The organism is Flavobacterium ginsenosidimutans (genome assembly GCF_037478105.1).
In the GTDB taxonomy this organism is placed as follows: Bacteria; Bacteroidota; Bacteroidia; order Flavobacteriales; family Flavobacteriaceae; genus Flavobacterium; species Flavobacterium ginsenosidimutans.
In genome coordinates, this window is sequence record NZ_CP147988.1 from 1,676,608 (window position 1) to 1,697,220 (window position 20,613).

General features: G+C 32.7%; 14 protein-coding genes and 1 riboswitch. Of the genes, 3 read left to right on the forward strand and 11 right to left on the reverse strand.

Annotated features, from left to right (window positions below):
* Positions 1-41: 41 nt before the first annotated feature.
* Positions 42-149, reverse strand: a riboswitch (SAM riboswitch).
* A 190-nt stretch (positions 150-339) separates the two neighbouring features.
* From V6624_RS07435 to V6624_RS07450, 4 genes are all read right to left on the reverse strand, one after another.
* Complete coding sequence (locus tag V6624_RS07435) at positions 340-543, reverse strand: hypothetical protein (protein WP_111288260.1); 204 nt, start codon at positions 541-543, stop codon at positions 340-342.
* 642 nt (positions 544-1,185) lie between these two features.
* Positions 1,186-2,274 (reverse strand): aspartate kinase, encoded by a 1,089-nt coding sequence (locus tag V6624_RS07440; protein WP_111288534.1) that lies wholly within the window; start codon positions 2,272-2,274, stop codon positions 1,186-1,188.
* Between the two features lie 145 nt (positions 2,275-2,419).
* Positions 2,420-3,724, reverse strand: a complete 1,305-nt coding sequence (locus tag V6624_RS07445) for an O-acetylhomoserine aminocarboxypropyltransferase/cysteine synthase family protein (protein WP_111288262.1) — start codon at positions 3,722-3,724, stop codon at positions 2,420-2,422.
* Positions 3,725-3,800: 76 nt separating this feature from the next.
* Positions 3,801-3,986 (reverse strand): hypothetical protein, encoded by a 186-nt coding sequence (locus V6624_RS07450; RefSeq protein ID WP_111288264.1) that lies wholly within the window; start codon positions 3,984-3,986, stop codon positions 3,801-3,803.
* A gap of 779 nt (positions 3,987-4,765) precedes the next feature.
* Between V6624_RS07450 and metK the strand changes: the two genes are divergently transcribed.
* Positions 4,766-6,016, forward strand: a complete 1,251-nt coding sequence (gene metK, locus V6624_RS07455) for a methionine adenosyltransferase (protein ID WP_111288266.1) — start codon at positions 4,766-4,768, stop codon at positions 6,014-6,016.
* A gap of 121 nt (positions 6,017-6,137) precedes the next feature.
* Here metK and V6624_RS07460 read toward each other — a convergent pair whose 3' ends face one another.
* The 3 genes from V6624_RS07460 to V6624_RS07470 form a co-directional block, all read right to left on the reverse strand.
* Positions 6,138-8,390 carry a hypothetical protein gene (locus tag V6624_RS07460; RefSeq protein ID WP_111288268.1) on the reverse strand — a complete coding sequence of 751 codons (2,253 nt, stop codon included), beginning with the start codon at positions 8,388-8,390 and terminating at the stop codon, positions 6,138-6,140.
* Between the two features lie 92 nt (positions 8,391-8,482).
* The gene (locus tag V6624_RS07465; RefSeq protein ID WP_111288270.1) at positions 8,483-11,170 is read right to left on the reverse strand and encodes a carboxypeptidase-like regulatory domain-containing protein; all 2,688 of its coding nucleotides are present in this window, start codon (positions 11,168-11,170) and stop codon (positions 8,483-8,485) included.
* A 36-nt stretch (positions 11,171-11,206) separates the two neighbouring features.
* Positions 11,207-12,112 carry a GLPGLI family protein gene (locus V6624_RS07470; protein WP_111288536.1) on the reverse strand — a complete coding sequence of 302 codons (906 nt, stop codon included), beginning with the start codon at positions 12,110-12,112 and terminating at the stop codon, positions 11,207-11,209.
* A 213-nt stretch (positions 12,113-12,325) separates the two neighbouring features.
* Between V6624_RS07470 and V6624_RS07475 the strand changes: the two genes are divergently transcribed.
* Together V6624_RS07475 and V6624_RS07480 are read left to right on the forward strand one after the other, a co-directional pair.
* Positions 12,326-13,141: a hypothetical protein gene (locus V6624_RS07475; protein ID WP_338841449.1), complete on the forward strand. Its 816-nt coding sequence runs from the start codon at positions 12,326-12,328 to the stop codon at positions 13,139-13,141.
* Complete coding sequence (locus V6624_RS07480) at positions 13,141-13,755, forward strand: deoxynucleoside kinase (protein ID WP_109191639.1); 615 nt, start codon at positions 13,141-13,143, stop codon at positions 13,753-13,755. The genes V6624_RS07475 and V6624_RS07480 overlap by 1 nt, the downstream gene beginning before the upstream one ends.
* A 175-nt stretch (positions 13,756-13,930) precedes the next feature.
* On the opposite strand, the gene V6624_RS07485 is transcribed toward V6624_RS07480, so the two are convergent.
* The 4 genes from V6624_RS07485 to V6624_RS07500 form a co-directional block, all read right to left on the reverse strand.
* The gene (locus V6624_RS07485; RefSeq protein WP_111288274.1) at positions 13,931-16,450 is read right to left on the reverse strand and encodes a sodium-translocating pyrophosphatase; all 2,520 of its coding nucleotides are present in this window, start codon (positions 16,448-16,450) and stop codon (positions 13,931-13,933) included.
* A gap of 113 nt (positions 16,451-16,563) precedes the next feature.
* Positions 16,564-17,094 carry an inorganic diphosphatase gene (locus V6624_RS07490; protein ID WP_111288276.1) on the reverse strand — a complete coding sequence of 177 codons (531 nt, stop codon included), beginning with the start codon at positions 17,092-17,094 and terminating at the stop codon, positions 16,564-16,566.
* A gap of 111 nt (positions 17,095-17,205) precedes the next feature.
* Positions 17,206-17,805, reverse strand: coding sequence for a DNA-3-methyladenine glycosylase family protein (locus tag V6624_RS07495; RefSeq protein WP_111288278.1), 600 nt, complete (start codon positions 17,803-17,805; stop codon positions 17,206-17,208).
* 241 nt (positions 17,806-18,046) lie between these two features.
* Positions 18,047-20,548, reverse strand: a complete 2,502-nt coding sequence (locus tag V6624_RS07500; protein ID WP_111288280.1) for a DUF5686 and carboxypeptidase-like regulatory domain-containing protein — start codon at positions 20,546-20,548, stop codon at positions 18,047-18,049.
* Positions 20,549-20,613: the final 65 nt, after the last annotated feature.

Sequence of the window (20,613 nt, forward strand, 5' to 3'; positions counted from 1 at the left end):
ATATTAGAAAGAAAAACTAGGTTTAACTAGAAAAAATCTTGTTGTTATCTTTCCACGTTTGGCGTGGTAGAATGTAGCACCTTCTTCGTTTTACCGAAGGGTTGCTAAGGCTTCATCGGGTCTAATCCCTCGTCCTTTCTTTATAACATTTCAATACGTGTTTGAACTTAACGAGTGCAAATTAACTACTAATTTCTCTAACAAACAAATTTTATCTAAAAGTGTTTGTTAAATTTCTGAGACTTACTTTAGCAAAAACTATTATACGCAAAAATTTACCGAACATAAATGCCCAGTAAAATTATGCAGGTTTTAACCTAATTTATGTCGCTTTTCTGTTTAGATGAAAAGCGTTTCATTCTCTTTTGAATACATTAAAAACAATAAAGAATTTGGTACTTTTTTTACAGTACTTTTATCTTCTTCTGTAATTCCGAATCTTGGGTGAGCCAATTCGTTTGTTGGCGGTGGCGGATTATTTTTTCTTGTCCTTCTGTTTTTCAAGTTTGAAATTTTCTCTGCTAAGTAGTTCAATGTGCTCATGATATTAAGTTTTAGTTCAGTTTGCGTTTTATAATCTTTATTTCTCTTTTATGTTTGTGTTAAGCCCTTTTCGGGAATAAAAAAACCCTTTTGGATTTTTAGATACCAAAAGGGTTTAAGTTTTTAAACTCATTTATACTTTTAGTATCGACAGACGTGTACGCAAATAAGCGCGACAGCAAACATCTTGTTCATCTGTAAGGATTTATTCATCTGTGATTTATATTGTAATTTTAAATTTTGCATTTGTGTTAAATTAAAAAGCCTCCCAAATATTTTATGGGAGGCTCTTACTATATATTGTTTTCTTACAATTTATTAAGCAATAGACAACCCAGCCTCGGTAATAACCGAAATGGCGCAAAACATTTTGTTGACTTTTAAGTTCATTTGATTTCTAGTAGTTTTTGGGTATAACAAATATGCAAATATTTTTTTTATTACACAAATGAAATTCAAGAATTTAATTACAAATTTCGTTGAAAATGTGTTTTTTCACGACAAAAACCACCTTACAAATACAATTGTAAGATAAATAAGAACAAAAAATGTAGAATTAAGCTTTTTTCGCTTCTAAAACTTCCTATAACAAATCAGTTTATCAAAGAACATTGGTTATATTTTTCTATTTTTTGAGAAAATTTAAGACCAAATAGCCTCTTTATTTCTAATTCTTTCTGCAATTTTTAGAATATCGGTTATAATTCCTCTCGAAATTGCTTGTTTACATGCCGGTGCGCTCTGAATTACAATAGGAACATTCGCGTAAGATTTCGTGAAAATTTCAAAAATGGTATCCGAGCCTTTCAATTGACCGATTGGAGAATCTGTTGGTTCAGAAATTAATTTGACTTCGAGAGTTCCTTTTTCAACATCAAATTCGCCAACAAATCTCAAAACATGATTTTCGGCTTGCGTGATTTTAGCAATTTTAAAAGACTTATCGACTTCCTCTTTATTCAAGATGCCATTTTTCTCCAAATGCTGTTCAGTAATAAAGGGTTTGACTTTAATATCTGAAAGCTCAAAATCTTTTCCTATTTCTCTCGCCAAAATCAGAAGCTTTCTTGCGGTATCATTTCCAGATAAATCCTCTTTAAATGTCGATTTCATCAAACCTAAAAGACTTGCATCTTTTAAAACAGATGAAAATGAAACATCTTCAGATGAAAATCGGTTAAAGACATAACTTAAATTATCTGAAAAAACACCTCGGATTTTAGTGATTTTTTCTCCCGAATAATATAAATCTCTTAAAGTCTGTAAAACTGGAATTCCAGTGTCGACCGAAGTTTCGTAAAGAAATTCCTTGTCGTACTTTTTAAGATTTGCACGCAATTCTTTATACAAATCGATCGGAAGCGTGTTGGCTTTCTTATTTACTGCTACAATATTAAATCCGTTTTGAATTAAAGTGTTGTAATGTTTTACGAGTTCGTCGCTAGCTGTTGCATCAACGGCAATTAGATTTTCGAATTCATTTTCTTGTGCAAACTCGACAATATCTTCTACCTTAAAAGGAACTGCCAATTGTCTGAAATTGGTTTCCCAAGAATACCCAACACCTTCTTTCTCAAAAAAAGCAACCGTTGAATTGGTTATAATTGGAAAATGAAAATCAACATTTTTGCTTTCAAGAAAAAATTCCTGACTTTCAATAATCTGATTAATCAAAGTGCTTCCGATATTTCCAATTCCGAAAAGGATAATGTTTATTTTAAGCTTTGACATAATTTCTAACATTTTAGTTTTTAACCACAATTAAGACACACTGCAGTGCGCCTCTACATGGTTTAATTTATAAAGATGTTTTTCACAAAAAATTACCTTTAGCACAATGGCTAAAGGCAATCTTTCAAACAAAAAACAAAAAAACCTAATTTTTATTGATGCTGTATTGAGAAAGTTTAACGCTCTCAAAAACAGCTTCCAGATCAGCAATTAAATCCTCAATATCTTCAATTCCCACAGACAGACGAACCAAATCTTTAGAAACTCCTGTTTCTATTTGCTCTTCATCTGTCAATTGCTGATGCGTTGTACTTGCTGGATGAATAATTAATGATTTTGTATCACCAATATTTGCCAGTAGAGAGAATAATTTAGTTTCATCTACTACTTTTTTAGCAGCATCAAAACCTCCTTTTAATCCAAAAGTGATAATTCCGCTTTGGCCTTGCGGTAAATATTCTTTAGCCAAATCGTAATATTTGCTTGATTTTAAACCTGGGTAATTTACCCAAACTACCTCATCTTGTTTTTCTAACCATTCAGCTAGAGCCAAAGCATTTTCGCTATGTTTCTTGATTCGGATTGGCAGCGTTTCTAATCCTTGAATGATCTGGAAAGCATTAAATGGACTCAAAGCAGCACCAAAATCACGTAAACCTTCAATTCGAGCTTTTGCAATAAAAGCCGCATTTCCTAAAGCTTCGTGATATACTAATCCATGGTATCCTGCAGACGGTTCAGTAAATTCAGGGAATTTTCCGTTAGACCAGTCAAAGTTTCCAGCATCAATGATAACGCCTCCTAATGAAGTTCCGTTTCCAGCAATATATTTAGTTAAGGAGTGAATTACAATATCGGCACCATATTTAATTGGGTTTAATAAATAAGGTGTCGCAACTGTATTGTCTACTATAAATGGCACTTTGAATGCTTTGGCTTCCGCCGAAATTCCTTTTAAATCCAATATATCTAATTTTGGATTTCCAAGAGATTCAACAAAAAATGCTCTTGTATTTTCTTTTGCTGCTTTGGTAAAGTTTTCAGGTTTTGAAGGATCAACAAATGTTGTTGTAATTCCTAATCTTGGTAAAGTAACTTTTAAAAGATTATAAGTTCCTCCATATAAACTGTTTGATGCAACAATATGATCTCCTGCTTTAAGCAAAGTCAATAAAGTTGTCGAAATTGCCGATGCTCCAGAAGCCGTAACTACAGCCCCGATTCCGCCTTCGAGCGCAGCTAAACGCTGTTCCAAAACATCGTTTGTTGGGTTATTTAATCTTGTGTAAATAAATCCAGCTTCTGCAAGACCAAATAAATTGGCAGCGTGATCTGCGTTATTAAATACGTATGATGATGTCTGATAAATAGGCACGGCTCTTGTTCCTGCATTTTTAGTAACATCGTGTCCTGCATGTAGTGCGTTTGTTGCAAATTTTTGTGTACTCATGATTTCTTAGTTTTTTTAATATTGTTAATACTATTATATATTGTAATTGATTTTTGAAATTTTATAATTTGAAGTTTTAAGCCAAGAATTCTTCCGCTTCTTCTTCAAGCTCATACAACTGGAACAGCAACGATTTTTGCTTTACATTCTGTTCTTTTTCTATTCTTGTTGTTTCTCTTGTTACTTCTTCTGATGTATGATTGTTTTGTTGAGAATCGTTTCTCAATAAATATTCTAATGCAATTGAATTTAATGTTCTCATGATTTTAATTTTAAATGTGTTGAAATAAAAAAGCCCTTTCGGATGGCGACCAAAAGGGCTTATAGCTTAACTATAACAAAGATTCTACTCTTTCACTTTTGGCAACAGCAATGAGGGATGCACATTTGCATCATTTTACAACACATCATATTTCCTTTTGCTATTGTTTTCATTTTTTAAAATTATCTTGTTTTAAACTCGACTATTTCTATAGAGTAAAAGTAGTAATATTTATTTAACCACCAAATTAAAATTGAAATTTTCTTATATTTTTTTCTAAACCTTTTATTTAGGCCATAAAAAAACCTCTGCTATTCGGCAGAGGTTCTATTTATATAGTATTTGAAAAATAACTACAATAGTGTCTCTGCGGATAATTCCGGCATCTTACAAGACATCATATTGCAAACTGTAAATTTCATTTCTTTCTTTTCTTTTAACGTGGCAAAGTTGCGAACTATTTTTTAATCAGCCAAGTAAAAACTTAAATAATTTCCATTACCCTATCAATTTAGTATGTTTGTGTTAAATTTATACGTTTAAAAATAAAAAAAGTTGAACTTTAATTTGCAAATCAAAATGGTTTCATACCTTTGCACCCGAAACAGAGGAAAAATTTGAACTGATTGCAACCTCTTCATAATGAAATGATTTCGTTATGAATGCTGAAAAATTCATTTCAGTAGTAAAAAATGCTAAAGCAGAAACTCTCCTTTAGCCCTTTTAGCAATTACTTTTTCCCGCATAATTTTAATTAAAACAATTATTTTTACATTATTATGGCTTATTTATTTACGTCAGAATCTGTTAGTGAAGGGCATCCAGACAAAGTTGCAGATCAAATTTCGGATGCATTAATTGACAACTTTTTGGCATTTGATGCTGATTCTAAAGTAGCTTGCGAAACACTAGTTACAACTGGTCAAGTTATTTTAGCAGGTGAAGTAAAATCGAATACTTATCTTGATGTTCAGCAAATTGCAAGAGAAGTAATCCGTAAAATCGGATATACTAAAAGTGAGTATATGTTTGAAGCGAATTCATGTGGAATTCTTTCAGCTATTCACGAGCAATCTGCAGATATTAACCAAGGTGTTGACAGAGCTAAGCCAGAAGAGCAAGGTGCAGGTGACCAAGGAATGATGTTTGGTTATGCTACAAACGAAACTGAAAACTACATGCCTTTGGCATTAGATTTATCTCATAAATTATTACAAGAGTTAGCAATTTTAAGACGTGAAAACAAAGAAATCACGTATTTACGTCCAGATGCTAAATCTCAAGTTACATTAGAATATAGCGACGATAACAAACCTACTCGTATTGATGCAATTGTTATCTCTACTCAACACGATGATTTTGATGAAGAAGCTACAATGTTGGCTAAAATCAAAAAAGATATTGTTGAAATCTTGATTCCAAGAATTATCGCTAAAAACCCAGAGCACGCTCATTTATTTAACGATAAAATCAACTACCACATTAACCCAACAGGAAAATTCGTTATTGGAGGACCTCACGGAGATACTGGTTTAACAGGAAGAAAAATTATCGTTGATACTTACGGTGGAAAAGGTGCTCACGGTGGTGGTGCATTCTCTGGAAAAGATCCAAGTAAAGTAGATAGAAGTGCTGCTTATGCTACACGTCATATCGCTAAAAACTTAGTTGCAGCAGGTGTTGCTGACGAAATCTTAGTTCAGGTTTCTTACGCAATTGGAGTTGCTGAGCCAATGGGAATTTTCATTGAAACTTACGGAACTTCTAAAGTAAACTTAACTAACGGTGAAATCGCTAAAAAAGTAGAAGCTATCTTCGATATGCGTCCTTACTTTATTGAGCAACGTTTAAAATTAAGAAATCCAATTTACAGCGAAACTGCTGCTTACGGACACATGGGGCGTAAACCAGAAACTGTAACTAAAACTTTCTCTGCTCCTGGCGGAAACCAAAAAACAGTTACTGTTGAATTGTTTACATGGGAAAAACTTGATTTTGTTGACCAAGTAAAAGCTGCATTTGGATTGTAATTCAATCTGAATCTTAAATATTAAAAAGGCTGTCTAAAATTTTAGACAGCCTTTTTTGTTTTTGGCTAATTTATAAATTAAACCCGACAGGTTTTAAAAACTTGTCGGGTTTCGTAATTGTTTAATATGTCCCGTTTTGCATTTTAGTCAAAACTTCTTTCATTTGGTTTGCCGTTTCTCCTTCAACATAATCATTCAAATATTTTACTGCCAAAGTTTGCGTTTCAATCGCTTTTTGCTTTTGTCCGTCTTTGTAATACAACTGAGCCAAAGTATCTAAATAATAAGGATTGTTTTTGGTTACAACCAAACTATATTCGGACCATTTAATAGCATCTTTAGTAAAGTTTGAATTCTGAGAATTCTCTACCACTGTCCAAGCTGCATTATTGCAAAGGTTTGAATGATAATCTTTAAACGAATTCCATCCATCATAAGAATAACTTGAACTTGAATCTAATCCTGAAAAGATTGCATCTAATTTTTCAATTGGACTTGCTCCTGCCAAAGTCGAATCAAAATAAGAATTAAACTCTTTTAAGAAAGTTGCATTAGAACCGTCATTCTCTTGAAGTTGTGCCAAATAATAAAAATAGTTTCTATATACATCAAAATTTCCTTTTCCAGAAGCGATAATTCTTTTGTAAAGCGAATTCACTTTATCTCTATTTATTTCGCCAGAAGCTCCATCTTGAGAAAGATAAAGGTTTTGCTGTAAGGCATCTGAAACTTCAGAAATTGGATTTCCAATAGTATGAGTCTCTCCTATTTTAGTATTAAAACCAGAACGAATATTTTCAATTTCATCTGAATGTTTTAATACATAATCGATTGCTAAGAAATCTGTATCATTCAAAATTCTGTCTGCACTAAAAAGCTGTTTTGTAAATCCTTGATTCTTGATTTCTTTCAAAATCGTTTCAACCAAATACATATCTACATTTTTATCTTTCTGATGCGCCTCAATTAATTTTTTCCATGATTGAGCGACTTCTTTCTGATTTAAAGATGTTTTAGTAACTACAAACTCAGCCGAATTTGGATCGCTTACAGCAGATTCTCCTTCATAATCATAAGAAGATTCTAGTAAAGCGGCTTTATTAAAAGCAGCAATCAAATCGGTATCAGATGCTTTTTTATTCTTTAAAACATTATTTATTGAAAGGAAGGCGTTTGCCCTCTGAAGTCTTCTATAAAAATCTCCATAATAGCTAAATTGATATTGTTGCGCTGCCAAATCTGATTTTGCAATAGCAAGTTGATTGCCTTCTCCGTTTAAAATAATTATACTTGGATCGCTGGTAATTTTATTGTTTTTAAGCCATTTTTTATCATCGGCTCCAGCCAAATAATAATTATAGATATCATAAAGAGCATTATAAGAATCGTACATATTATATCCCGTTTGGGTTTCTTGCTCTTTTACAAAAGCATCAAAACCTTCTTTGGCTGTTTTATTCTTGCTGTCTACAACAACAACCAAAAACTTATTGCTAGCTGTTTTTGTAGATTCTATTGCCTTTTTTAGATTGTCTTCGACCTTTAATTTAAAATCATATTTGTTGTATGTCGATGAAGCATTTGTGGCGTCTATAGCAGCAGCCTCTACAACTGCAGCGGCGCTGTCAACTATTACTCCATAATCTTCTGTAGAAACGTCTTTTCCTGGATAAGTCCAATTGGTAATAGTTTGACTTTCAAGAGGAAGAACTTTCGGCGTTTTCTTAACTGGCTGCGGATCTTTTTCATTGACAAATACTAGTGGATTTAATCCTGATTTCTCTGATATTCTCAGCTCATTTGTATGTTTATCATAAAATCCTGCAATCTGTAAATCGCCTAAAACTGCCAATTCATAATTGATCGTTATTTCTGAAACGTCTTTTGGTAAAGCGTATTTATTTACATTGCTTTTTCCGCCATATTCTTCATATACTAAATATAAAAAGTCTGCTTTCTCAATTTCAAAATCCAAATCGACTTTACTCCATTCTGGATCAATTTTACTTTTAATGTCTGAAACTCTTTGATATTTAACTTCTTCTTTTCCTTTTTGAGTTCCAATAAAGAAAGAATAATAAGCTGGATCTTTGAATATTACTTTTATATTTTTAGCTTTTTTGTCGACTTTGAAAGAAAGGTCAAAACTGGTTTCTGCCGTTGCATTTTTAGCAAACAGCAAAGAATCTCCTTTTACCTCATAACCGCCTGAATAAAAAACCAATTCGTATTTATTATCATCTAACAAATTCAACTTGATTTTTTGACCTTTATTAGTCGATAAATAGGTTCCTTTTTCAATGTTTTTTGTTTGAGAAAAAGAAATAAAGATTCCAGAAAACAACAGTAATAAACTCCAAATAAAATTGCGCATAATTAAAATTTTGGTTGTTAATAGTAGAAGCGCAAAGATATTTGATTCTTTTGGAATAAAACATCAAAAACTTAAATCTTGTAATTAAATTACTATAAATTATATTTCATAGAAAATATGATATAACGCGGTTGAACGGTGTATTGAGAAACTCGCGTTGAGAATTGAGAAAAACTATCATCGTTTAGATAAGTCGTGTTCAATAAATTGGTTGCCGAAACTTTATATTCCCACTTGCTGTTTTTCTTTTGATAAACCAAACTCGCACTTAAGAAATCATATTCGTTGTCAACCGTTTTGTCTCCATTATAATAATGATAGAATTCGTATTCTGAAACAAAAGAGAAACTATCTAAGAAATAATAATCTAATCTTGCAAATGGCTTATCTGTATAAAAAGTTGAACCGCTGTATTTGTTAACCAAAAGATTATAACCAAATTCTATATTTGGAAGATTCTTATAATTTGTTGACGCTTTCACAGTGTAGCTTTGGCTGAAACTTTCTGTAGTAGATAATTGATTGTTTTGAATATTGTTGAATTTCGACCAATTAAAACTAACATTTGCAGAAGCTTTATAATTCTTTAAAAACGAGCGTCCGTAATTTCCCATTCCGGTAAAAGTTTCATCGGCTAGATTAGAATTATAAGGAACTGAAGATTGATTAATTCCGTCAAAATTAGCTTTTGTTTTAATCGCATCTACTTTTTTTGTATAAGTGGCATTGGCAAAAATGTTCTCAAAATTGAACATATTATATTTAAAATAACGAAGCGAATGCACTTGAGAAGTTGCATTTTCTAAGAAACGATTTCCGCGAAACAAACTGCTATAATCAGACAAAACATAACCTGCAGCCAATTGATTAATATCAGTAAAATCATTCGTTAGAGAGAAATTATACGTCAAAGTTTCCGATTTTTTGATTTGGTATAAAGCAAAGAAATCTGGCAATACTTTGGTGAAATTTTGAGAATAGTCGGATCCCAATTGTCCATTTGCCATTTGATAGGTATGCAAACTAACACCTGGCGTAAATGTAAATTTCCCCGTTAGAATTTTATAATGAAAACCTAGAAAAGCATCATTAAAACGATAATCGACATCGTTATTATTTTCAGGATCATTTAAGTCGTTTTTATCTCCATTATCTAACATTTGGAAAATGTGAGAATTGAAGTTTTGATACGAATAGGTATTTCCTAACGTAACATTAAAATTGCTTTTTGGCGTTACCATATAATAGTAATCCAATTTAGTATCCAATTTATTGGTTTTTACAAAACGATCCTGATTCAAATCGTTGCGATTTTGTTCCGTAATATATCCTGATAAATCAAAAGGTTGCGATCTTAAATTGGCATTATAAAAAGGATTTTCGTCTTGATACAAATGCTGCATTTCAAAAGCAAAAATATTTTTATCGCTTTGCGTATAATACAAACTCAAATTCTGATTGATAGAAGTTGGATCTTGTTTCTTTTCAGTTAAAATGGTTTCAACCGCCGAAACATTATCTACAACCGATTCGCGAAGTAAATCTGTATCTTCATTCTGTTTTGACAATTTAGTCAAGATATCATAATCAAACTGAAATTTATCATTTGGCTTATAAGTTGAACTCAATTTAAAAAGTCCCAAATTATTCTTTTGATGTGTCATTTCATCACGTTTCTGCTGATCTCCAGAATCTAAAATCGTGGTTTGAGATTTCGTTTCTAAATCTGTTTTCGAAGTCGAAAGAATTCCGAAACCACTAATATTCCAAGCTTTATTAATAGAATAAGCAAAGTTTGTTGCGCCAAATTTAGTTTCAATTTCTTTCGCACGATTATTTCGCAATAATGAAATCCCTAAATCATTTGAAGAAACATTAAAACTGCTTCCTCCCTTTTTCATCATATTTTTGAATCCGCCTGTGAACTTAAAGTAATCTTGAGCCGTAAGAGGCAATTCGCCAATATTATTAAAATTGGTAATTAAATTAATACTGTACTTTGGACTGTAATAGAATAATTTTGGGTTAATGATATAACGGCTGTCCAATTCTGCAACGCCAATTCCTGCGGTAACATCTCCAAACCAAAAGTTCTTTTTTCCTTCTTTTAATTTGATATTCATCGCCACATTATCCTGATCGTTTTCAAGACCTTTAAGCGCGCTTACTTCATTGTAATTTCGTAAAACCTGAACTTTATCAATTGCATCTGCTGGAATATTTTTAACGCCTAATTTGGTATCTCCGTCAAAAAAGTCTTTTCCTTCAACCATCAATTTACTGACTTTTTTTCCTTCAACTTCGATTTCACCATCGGCATTTACCTCAACCCCTGGTAATTTCTTCAGAACATCTTCAAGCTTTTTTTCTGTTCCCGATTTAAAAGAATCTGCATTGTAAACAATTGTGTCACCTTTTATAGAAACAGGCATTTCTCGAACAATTTCTACACCTTCCAATTCAATTCCAGAACCATCCAAAACAATATTGTGAGTCAAATTTTCAGACTTTGTCGATACTGCAATTTCTTTAGATTTCATTCCCAAATAACTTACTTTAATGGTATAAGCCGTATTTGGTTTTAAAGTCAGTTGAAACTTTCCTTTGTCGTTGGTAATTCCGTATGAATCCATTGCTTTTGTGCCATTATTAATAGCCATAATATTGGCCATTTCCAATGGATTTTTCTGTTCATCTTGAATGAAACCATCAAAACGAACGCTTTGCGCAAAAGAAAAAGAAGTGATCAAAAAGGCGATGAAAAAATATAATTTGTTCATTAAAAAAATGCTTAGAATAAATAATTAAGTTTAGGATTATCTTCCTGGAGGAGGTGGAGGTCCGCCCGCACGACCACGGTTCATCTCTCTAAATTCTTCCATTTTTTTAATTACTGTTTCGTCGTATTCTTTCTGAGAAATTACTTTTCCTTTTTTAGACGGTTTTATTTCCACTTTATCTTTCGCATTCAAAACAATTTTTGAACATAAGATTGTCGTCGTTCCGTCATTGATTTCTAAAATTAAACCTGGAAGTCCCCAGTAGTTCTCTGGCCCTTGATTTATAGGAATTTCAGGCGTATACCAAGCTGTTACTACAATTTCTTTTGGAATTTCGAAGTTATCAGCAAAATTCGTTTTGGTATCTCCCGAAGTCTTTTTAGTTTCATCTTTTTTAGCTTCATCCTTCTTATCATCATTATTTTTAGGTCTGAAGTTTCTAAAATCAGTTTTGCTGGCTTCTTTGACAGCTGTTGCTTTATAACAGTTGTAGCCTCCAATTTGTTTGGTTTCTTGTTCTAATTTCCAATTTAATTTTGGCAGAGAATCCACAACAAGGAATTCTTTTCCCATGAATTCTTTATCAACGGTATATGTTTTTGTTTTTACATCTTTATAAAAAGTACCTCCGCCTCCAGTAAGCGAACCAAACATCATACGAAAACCGCCTTGCTGCTGACCTGGCGCTTCTAGTTTTTCTTCTTCTTTATAAATAGATGCCGATTTATCGAAGTTTAGAATGAATGTTTTTTCGAGCATTTTTTTCATACGCTCTTCCATATTTTTCTGCATTTCTGGCGTAATATCTCTGTTTCCGCGCATTCCTTCAAACTTTGGCGCTTGGGTTTTTGACTCGTAAACAGCCATTCCTTGAAAATCTTTTTGAGCTTGAATTTGTGTTGCAACAAGCATCAAAGTCATATATAAAAATATTTTTTTCATTTTATTTTCTTTAAAGTGAGTAAATCCGATAAAACTTACATTCAAATGTATTATTTATTTTAAAATCCAAAAAACTAAATATATTAACGGTATCAAGGAATAGATAGAACCGCTTATTTTTTAGACTATTAGAATTTAAAAAGGTTTAAGAGCCTATTTTGAAATTCTAACAAGAGTTTTTTGTAATTTGGTAATCTTATAAATCAATTTCTAATGTATAAAACGGTGCAAAAAACTTTATTCTGCTTATTTCTTTTCTGCACTTTTCAGGCGCTTTCAGCTCAGGATTTGAGCATAAATCCAACTTTAATTTCGCAGTATAAAAATACTTCAGATGAGTTTTTAGGATATGATACTTTTGGATATTCCTACCAAATCACAAACAACGTTTTTAGTAAAATTAAAGGGAAAGAAATCTTCGAATATAAGAATGTCTCTTTGGGAAAAATTACAAAAGTTGATCTTCAGAATCCGTTAAAAATTGTACTATTTTATGAGGATTTCAATAGTGTTGTTTTATTGGATAACCAATTAAATAAAATGACCGAAATTAACTTTTCGCAGAATGCAACTCCAATTGTAGTAAGTGCTATCGGAATGTCGACGCAAAATCAATTATGGATTTACAATACTTTAAATCAACAAATTGGTCTTTTTGATTATTTAAAAAATGAATACAAAACGGTTTCAATTCCGCTGACAGAAGCCATTCAATATTATCAAACTGATTTTAATACTTTTTATTGGATTGATAAGAAAAACAACTGGTACTCTTGCGATATTTTCGGAAAGATTACATCTCTGGGGAAAGTCACAGATTTTGACAAAATTGAAATAACAAATTCTAATCAATATCTTTTCAGTAAAGATAATTTGTTGTATTTTAAAGGTTTTAATAAATCAAATCCAGAAGTAATTTCTGAGATTAAAATTTCAGAAAAAACCTTTGACAATTTTTATTACAAAGACCAAATTTTATCTATTTTTACAGCTACAGATATATCAAATTATAAAATCGTAACACCGTAATGCACATAGCAATAGCAGGAAACATAGGCGCAGGAAAAACCACTCTGACCAAATTATTAGCGAAACATTTCAAATGGGAACCTCATTATGAAGATGTAGTTGATAATCCGTATTTGGATGATTTTTACCATCAGATGGAACGCTGGTCATTTAATCTTCAGATTTATTTCCTAAATAGCCGTTTTCGCCAAGTGCAGCAAATTCGCGAAAGCGGAAAAAAAATCATTCAGGATAGAACGATTTATGAAGATGCGCATATTTTCGCACCCAATTTATATGCGATGGGTTTGATGACAAGCCGTGATTTTGAAAATTACACGTCTTTGTTTGAATTAATGGAATCTTTAGTAAAAGCTCCAGATTTATTGATTTATTTAAGAAGTTCTATTCCTAATTTAGTTGGACAAATCCACAAGCGCGGACGTGAATATGAAAACTCTATTTCCATCGATTATTTAAGCCGTTTGAACGAAAGATACGAAGCTTGGATTCAGACTTACAGTAAAGGAAAACTCTTGATTATTGATGTTGATAATATTAATTTTGTTGACAACCCTGAAGATTTAGGTGATATCATTAATAGAATTGACGCTGAATTGAACGGTTTGTTTTAAACACGAATTACACAGATTTGCACGAAATAAAAAAAATGCCTCTAATTTTTTAGAGGCATTTTCTTTTTTTGATTATCCTAACAGGTTTCCAAAACCTGTTAGGTATGTTTTTTATTCTAATCTTTTAAATATAAAACCTAACAGGTTTTGGAAACCTGTTAGGATAGATCGTAAATTATTTCGCAGCTTCAACTTTTGCTAAAACTTCTTCTTCAGTTCCTTCAAAAACTTCTGTAGTTGTTTTACCATTTACAGTTTTGGTAACAGTTCCAGTAGTTTTTCCGTCTATATTTTTAACCTCAACACGAACTGATTCACTTTCTGCATGAGCATATTTTCCGTTCGCATCAAAATGGGCCAGACATTTAGCTGTTTCTTCTTCAGAACAACCTTTTTCTTTACACATTTTAATACATTCTTCTTTTGTCATTCCAGACATATCACCGCATTTAGATATTCCTGCATGCATTTCTGTTTTAGCACAGCAAGATGCTTTTCCTGCGATGTCTGATGGCGCGTGGCCTTCACCCAAAATTGGCGCGATTACCAATCCAATCAAACAAGTTAATTTAATTAAGATATTCATTGAAGGTCCAGAAGTATCTTTAAACGGATCTCCAACTGTATCTCCTGTTACAGCTGCTTTATGCGCATCAGAACCTTTGTATGTCATTTCACCATTGATCATTACTCCAGCTTCAAAAGATTTCTTAGCATTATCCCAAGCACCTCCTGCATTATTTTGGAAAACTGCCCAAAGCACGCCAGAAACAGTAACTCCAGCCATATATCCTCCTAACATTTCTGCAATTAACTGATTGTTGTCTGAGTAAACTAATTTCCCTAAAAGCACAATCAATATTGGAAATCCAATCGTTAAAATCCCTGGAAGCATCATTTCTCTTAAAGCAGCTTTTGTAGAAATTTCAACACATTTTCCGTATTCTGGTTTTCCTGTTCCTTCCATAATTCCTGGAATTTCTTTGAACTGGCGACGAACTTCGTACACCATATCCATCGCAGCTTTTCCAACAGAATTCATTGCTAAAGCAGAGAAAACTACCGGAATCATTCCACCGACAAATAACATCGCTAAAACTGGTGCTTTAAAAATATTGATTCCGTCTATTCCTGTAAAAGTTACATACGCAGCAAATAAAGCCAATGAAGTCAAAGCTGCAGAAGCAATGGCGAATCCTTTTCCTGTTGCTGCCGTTGTATTTCCAACTGAGTCTAAAATATCAGTTCTTGTACGAACTTCTTTTGGTAATTCGCTCATTTCTGCAATACCTCCAGCATTATCAGAAATTGGTCCGAACGCATCGATCGCCAATTGCATCGCTGTTGTAGCCATCATTGCTGAAGCCGCTAAAGCTACTCCGTAAAATCCTGCTAAAGCGTACGAAATCCAAATTGCCACAGCAAACAATAATACAGTTGGGAAAGTCGAAATCATACCTGTTGCTAAACCTGCAATCACATTTGTTCCCGCTCCTGTAGACGATTTTTGAACGATTGCCAAAACTGGTTTTGTTCCTAATCCTGTATAATATTCTGTTACTGATGAAATAGCACCGCCCACAACTAATCCGACTAATGTCGCATAGAAAACACGCATTGATGAAATTGCCTTAGATCCTTCGCCAAAGAAACTCATCTGCATTGTTTCTGGCAGCATATATTGCACTAAGAAGAAACAAGCCACAGCAGTCAAAACAATAGAAACCCAGTTCCCTATATTTAATGCTTTCTGTACTTGGGCTTCTCTAGCATTATCGTCTGAAATTTTTACTAAAAGAGTTCCGATAATCGAAAATATAATTCCGAAACCAGCAATTGCCATTGGAAGTAAAATTGGGCCAATCCCGCCAAAAGCGTCATTGATGTTTCCTCCCATATCTTTTATCACATAATTTCCAAGAACCATTGCCGCTAAAACAGTTGCTACATAAGAACCAAATAAATCTGCTCCCATACCTGCAACGTCTCCTACGTTATCTCCTACGTTATCAGCAATTGTAGCTGGATTACGAGGATCATCTTCTGGAATTCCTGCTTCAACTTTACCAACTAAATCAGCTCCAACATCGGCTGCTTTTGTGTAGATTCCACCACCAACACGTGCAAATAAAGCGATTGATTCTGCTCCGAGTGAAAATCCTGCAAGAGTTTCTAGAACAACAGTCATAGTATCTGTATCTTTCCAAACTCCGTCAGAAAAAAGATTGAAGAAAATGATAAAAAAGGATGTTAATCCTAAAACAGCTAAACCAGCAACGCCAAGTCCCATTACGGTTCCACCGCCAAAAGAAACTTTTAAAGCTTGTGGCAAACTTGTACGTGCCGCTTGAGTAGTTCTAACGTTTGTTTTAGTTGCGATCTTCATTCCAATATTTCCAGCGTAAGCTGAAAATAAAGCACCAAAAATAAATGCAATTACGATTAATAAATGTGTTTTAACTCCTGGAATAAATGTAATTCCTGCCAAAGCTAAACTGGCAATAATTACGAAAATGGTTAGTAACTTATATTCTGCTTTTAGGAAAGCTAAGGCCCCTTCATAAATGTAATCTGAAATCTCTTTCATCTTACCATCCCCGGCATCTTGTTTTAAAACCCAACTCCTTTTTATTCCCATGAAAAGTAATCCTAAAACTGCCATTATAATTGGCAGGTAAATCATAAATGCATTCATAATATTTTAATGGTTTTGGTTAATAGTCAACAATCTAACTAAAACGAATTTAAACAAAAAAGCAATACTCCTGACGGTAGTATTGCTTTTTTTATATTAGAATGCGGTTAAAATTATTTAATGCTAAATAATCCAGCCGGTTTATTTTCAATGTCATCGAAACGCTTTGTACACTCAGCGATAATATCGTAAGCTTCTTTAACATCTCCCCATCCTTCTACATCTACTTTTTTGTTTTCAAGATCTTTGTAAACTTGGAAAAAGTGCTCGATTTCTTTTACTAAGTGTGGGTTAATATCAGAAAGATCATTTAATGAATTCCAGATTGGATCTGAAACTGGTACACAAATAATTTTCTCGTCTGGTCCTTTATCATCTGCCATGTGGAATACACCAATTGGCTTAACTTCCATAACACATCCAGGAAAAGTTGGTTCGTTTACCAAAACTAATACGTCAAGAGGATCACCATCTAAAGCTAAAGTTTCTGGAATAAATCCGTAATCTGCTGGGTACATCATTGAAGAGAATAACATTCTGTCAAAACGCATTCTTTTAATTTCAAAATCGTACTCGTATTTATTTCTGCTTCCTCTTGGTATTTCGATTAATACATCGAAAGTCGTTAATTTGTCTGCGGTCATTTTCGTTTTTTATTATTTCTATAATTTCGGTTGCAAAAATAACTAAAGAATCTAGTTCTACAATAAAAAAGAAGGTTAAATTATCCGCATTAGAGTTTAAAAAACAAGCATTTAATAGCTAATTGTTCGATTTCTTTTTTTCAAGTAATAATGCCAGAGCAAATAGGTCGCATAAGAACGATACGGACTCCATTGTTCGGCATGAATTTCCATTTCCTGTTTATCGTGAATATTGAGCAATTCTTTTATGGTATTAATTACTGCAATATCACCAAGCGGAATCAAATCTGGCTCTTCCAGACAAAACATTAAATAAATATCGATGGTCCAATTTCCAATTCCTTTTAATTTAATTAATTCTTCACGAACTTGTTTTGCCGACTTTGAAGGCAAGCTTTCAACATCTAATTCTTTGTTTAAAATCGCTTCGGCTAAAACTTTAATGTATTTTGTTTTTTGGCGGCTTACTCCAAGATTTCGATATTCTTCGTCTGGCAAAATTGCCATTGTTTCAGGATTACAAGTAGTATAAGATTTAATTTTTAAAAATGTAGCTTTTGCCGAATCGATAGAAACTTGCTGTTCCAAAATTAATAGCACCAAAGTTTCAAAACCTTGTGGACGTTTTGGAATTGGCGGCAATCCGTATTTTTCGATTATTTCCCGAAATATCGGATTTTTATTGGTTAAGAAATCGATAGCTTCTTGCATTACTTTCGTTTTTAAATCTATTTCAAAATTAAATAAAAAAGTATTTAGTAAATGATAGTTTTGGTTTCACGCAGATTTTACAGATTTAAGCTGATAAACGCAGATTAAATAATTTAAAATTGTAAAAATAAATCTGCTTAAATCTGCAAAATCTGCGTGCAAAAAAAATAAGCATAAAAAAAATCGCAAAGATTTTAAACCTTTGCGACTTTGTAACTTTGAACCTTTGCCTCTTTTAAAATTAGAAATAGAATCCGAAAGATCCTTTTACTGCAAATTTATGAGCATCTGGCATATCTAGATAATTTCCTCTCCAAGAAAAATCAATTCGGAAAACTTTAAATATATTTCCAATTCCTGCATGATATTCATAATACACTTTTTCTGGAGCATTGTAAGGTAATCCAGAAGCATTAATAGCGCGGTTGGCATCAGAAATTGTTCCGTGAACAGCTCTTACTCCAACAAACTCTCTCCAATTCAGTTTTCTCATAAAAGGAACTCTTGCGAATAATCTTCCTCCAAAATCATGATTCCATTGCAAAGTAGTGTATTGATCCGTAACGAATTCGTAGAAATTCAAGTTACTGAATGTATTCTCGATCGTAAAATAAGTCTGGTTACCCGGAATTACACTCATCAAACCTAACGGAATTGTACCAAATGTTTTTCCTGTTTCCAGAATAATATTTGATCTTCCTAAAGGTCCAATAATAATAGGCTGTTTGTAAAAAACCTGGATTTTTTCATAAGCAAAATCGCTATCAAAAACACCTTTTAAACCATAACTAAAGTTCACAAAGAAATGACTAAAAGGACTATCAACTAAATCACGCTCAACTCCATAACCAATCGTTTTACGATTTGGCATATATTCAAACTGAATATTCGCTTCTGATTGTTTTACATCGCTTTTTACAACTCCCATAGGGTTTGATGCACTTGGCAAGGTCGTATAATAATCCAGACTAAATGTCTTTGAAGCCGATTCTAATGTTCGATACGAAAGGCCTGCTTGAACGATGAAGTTCTTTTTCGCCTCCATTTCAACAGAAATATTACTCAAATTGATATTGGTTAATTTTCCGTTACTTCCTGTTGTAAATAAGGCAGAAGATGCAAAACTTCGTCCTAAAACGTCATTCGTAGTGGTTAAACTCGCACCTATTTGCTCAATGTCACGCCTATTTCCTCCAGAAATAATAACTCGGTTTTTCTTATCAACCATCCATTTTCCTGAAACTCCGTATTTGAATTTATTATCATCAAATCCGTAAGCTGTGTAGGCTTGAATACGCCAAGGATCATTAGGTCCAAAATAGGTTCTTCCACCAACTCTTAGCCTTATACCTTCGACTTCATTATATCCAAAAGTTGAGAAAATTGGTCCATAATCAAAATTTTTAAACTCGACGTAACCGCTTCCTAAAATCGAGACGAGATTATATAATTGCTTAAATCGCTTGACTGTTTGCAATGTATCAAGCATTTTATAAATTCCCTGTTCGTCTTTATTTAATTTTTCAAAACGATTTTCTTCCCAGAATTCGGGCGGTCGATCGTAAACGGCGTTGTCTATAAAATTGACTTCTTCTTTATAAAACTTCTCTGGTTTTTGAATATTAAATTTATGATTACGATATAATGTCGTTCTTTTTCCATAAACTCCTTTTGATTTTTCTTTCTTGTTTAAAGCAAAATCAGACATCATGTAATCACGAGTCAAAAGGAAAACAGAATCGTTTTCAACCTCAAATTCCTGTTCGATGTAAATATCTTTTACCCAGTTAATATTGGCACTTTTCGTAACACCCATATTAATTTTCTTGATTGCAAAAGTGGTATCATTAACCCAAAAATCTCCTTTAAAAGTTAATTCATTTTTACGTCTTGGGTAAAAAACAATATTATAACACCATTTTTTATCTACAAAAGCACTGTCTTTCAATACATAGTTGTAAACATCAATCCCAGTTCGCGAAAGCGGACTAGTAAAGCTTTTATCAAAAAACTTAAGGTGATTATCGTAAATATTGTAATCTGAATAAAGATCTTTTACGAAAGATAAAATCTGCTGGTTTCCGTTAAAACCAGACATTTTATTTCCTGTAATATTTTCTTTTACTTTCTTTAATTTATTATCTCCGTAAACATCATAAACCGATTCATTGATAAAAATTGGCAGATAGGTTTTCCCCGTAACGTCTGAAGTATCAACATGATTAAAGATAAATTCCATACCTTTAAAAAGTTTGTTTTTCATGAACGCACTATCAATGGTATTCATGTCAAACTCTACTTTTTCGTACTTCTGCATTTGATATTGATTGAATTGGTACAATCCGTTTTTACGTTTTCTTGCCCAAATTTTTCTCAAAATATCCAACGCTGGATTGTTCTTCTTAGAAGTTTTTCCTGTGTAAATTACAACTTCGTTTAGTGCTTCGGCTTCGCCTAAAACAATTTTAAAATTATAATTTACTGCTTTTTCTAAAGGAACTTCTTTATCTGAAAATCCTGCAGAAGTAACTATTAATGCTGTATAAGTATTAGGTGATTCTAAGTAAAAACGCCCATCTTCATTAGAAACGATTCCCGTATTAGAACCTTTAAAAACAACATTTGCAAAAGGTATTGGCTGATTAGACTTGTCCAAAACAATTCCACTCACTTTCGTTTGTGCAGTAGCAATAGTCGCAAATGCGAATACAAAAAATAGGCTGAGTAAAATTATTCTTTTCATTGTCTGGGCAAAAAAAAACTTCATCAATTAACTATGAATGATGAAGTTTTGTGAGTATTTTAAAT

Bases quoted from the DNA above. Each gene is read 5' to 3' on its own strand.
- V6624_RS07435 (WP_111288260.1), bottom strand. From the start codon at position 543: ATGAGCACATTGAACTACTTAGCAGAGAAAATTTCAAACTTGAAAAAC.
- V6624_RS07440 (WP_111288534.1), bottom strand. From the start codon at position 2,274: ATGTCAAAGCTTAAAATAAACATTATCCTTTTCGGAATTGGAAATATC.
- V6624_RS07445 (WP_111288262.1), bottom strand. From the start codon at position 3,724: ATGAGTACACAAAAATTTGCAACAAACGCACTACATGCAGGACACGAT.
- V6624_RS07450 (WP_111288264.1), bottom strand. From the start codon at position 3,986: ATGAGAACATTAAATTCAATTGCATTAGAATATTTATTGAGAAACGAT.
- metK (WP_111288266.1), top strand. From the start codon at position 4,766: ATGGCTTATTTATTTACGTCAGAATCTGTTAGTGAAGGGCATCCAGAC.
- V6624_RS07460 (WP_111288268.1), bottom strand. From the start codon at position 8,390: ATGCGCAATTTTATTTGGAGTTTATTACTGTTGTTTTCTGGAATCTTT.
- V6624_RS07465 (WP_111288270.1), bottom strand. From the start codon at position 11,170: ATGAACAAATTATATTTTTTCATCGCCTTTTTGATCACTTCTTTTTCT.
- V6624_RS07470 (WP_111288536.1), bottom strand. From the start codon at position 12,112: ATGAAAAAAATATTTTTATATATGACTTTGATGCTTGTTGCAACACAA.
- V6624_RS07475 (WP_338841449.1), top strand. From the start codon at position 12,326: ATGTATAAAACGGTGCAAAAAACTTTATTCTGCTTATTTCTTTTCTGC.
- V6624_RS07480 (WP_109191639.1), top strand. From the start codon at position 13,141: ATGCACATAGCAATAGCAGGAAACATAGGCGCAGGAAAAACCACTCTG.
- V6624_RS07485 (WP_111288274.1), bottom strand. From the start codon at position 16,450: ATGAATGCATTTATGATTTACCTGCCAATTATAATGGCAGTTTTAGGA.
- V6624_RS07490 (WP_111288276.1), bottom strand. From the start codon at position 17,094: ATGACCGCAGACAAATTAACGACTTTCGATGTATTAATCGAAATACCA.
- V6624_RS07495 (WP_111288278.1), bottom strand. From the start codon at position 17,805: ATGCAAGAAGCTATCGATTTCTTAACCAATAAAAATCCGATATTTCGG.
- V6624_RS07500 (WP_111288280.1), bottom strand. From the start codon at position 20,548: ATGAAAAGAATAATTTTACTCAGCCTATTTTTTGTATTCGCATTTGCG.